The sequence below is a fragment of the Massilia genomosp. 1 genome (assembly GCF_011682185.1).
In the GTDB taxonomy this organism is placed as follows: Bacteria; Pseudomonadota; Gammaproteobacteria; order Burkholderiales; family Burkholderiaceae_D; genus Telluria_A; species Telluria_A rubra.
Genome location: NZ_WHJF01000287.1, coordinates 1 through 1,326 on the forward strand (window position 1 = coordinate 1; position 1,326 = coordinate 1,326).

1 rRNA gene is annotated in these 1,326 nt (G+C 48.7%); it reads right to left on the minus strand.

Annotated features, from left to right (window positions below):
* Positions 1–1,160, minus strand: a 23S ribosomal RNA gene (locus F1735_RS33620); the annotation flags it as partial.
* Positions 1,161–1,326 lie beyond the last annotated feature (166 nt).

The window sequence follows — 1,326 nt, forward strand, 5'->3', positions numbered from 1 at the left end:
ATATCCGCAGCTTCGGTGACTGGCTTAGCCCCGTTACATCTTCCGCGCAGGACGACTCGATCAGTGAGCTATTACGCTTTCTTTAAATGATGGCTGCTTCTAAGCCAACATCCTGACTGTTTTAGCCTTCCCACTTCGTTTTCCACTTAGCCAATCTTTGGGACCTTAGCTGGCGGTCTGGGTTGTTTCCCTCTTGACGCCGGACGTTAGCACCCGACGTCTGTCTCCCAAGCTCGCACTCATCGGTATTCGGAGTTTGCAATGGTTTGGTAATTCGCAATGAACCCCTAGCCATAACAGTGCTCTACCCCCGATGGTGATACTTGAGGCACTACCTAAATAGTTTTCGGAGAGAACCAGCTATTTCCAAGTTTGTTTAGCCTTTCACCCCTACCCACAGCTCATCCCCTAATTTTTCAACATTAGTGGGTTCGGACCTCCAGGGCGTGTTACCGCACCTTCATCCTGGCCATGAGTAGATCACTTGGTTTCGGGTCTACACCCAGCGACTGTCGCCCTGTTCGGACTCGATTTCTCTACGGCTTCCCTATACGGTTAACCTTGCCACTGAATGTAAGTCGCTGACCCATTATACAAAAGGTACGCAGTCACGGAACAAGTCCGCTCCTACTGTTTGTATGCACACGGTTTCAGGATCTATTTCACTCCCCTTCCGGGGTTCTTTTCGCCTTTCCCTCACGGTACTGGTTCACTATCGGTCGATTACGAGTATTTAGCCTTGGAGGATGGTCCCCCCATATTCAGACAGGATTTCTCGTGTCCCGCCCTACTTGTCGCACGCTTAGTTCCACACATCGCATTTCGTATAAGGGGCTATCACCCTCTATGGCCGGAGTTTCCAATCCGTTCTACTATGCGTCATGCTAAAACGTGCAGGCTCATCCCATTTCGCTCGCCACTACTTTGGGAATCTCGGTTGATTTATTTTCCTGCAGCTACTTAGATGTTTCAGTTCGCCGCGTTCGCTTTGCATACCTATGTATTCAGTATGCAATGACCTGTAAAGGCCGGGTTTCCCCATTCGGAAATCTGCGGATCAAAGCTTGTTTGCTAGCTCCCCGCAGCTTATCGCAAGCTACTACGTCCTTCGTCGCCTGTAATCGCCAAGGCATCCACCATGTGCACTTATTCGCTTGTCCCTATAACGTTAGCCTCTGTTCCGAAGAACAAAGAGCGTTACAGAGATAAGAAAGTACAGCGTTGTTGCTTTGTTTTGATACATACAATCACTACCCATCGTCTGACCTGTCGGTCAAACGATTAAAACTTTACTTCTTCCAGATTGTTAAAGAACGAAACAGCTTT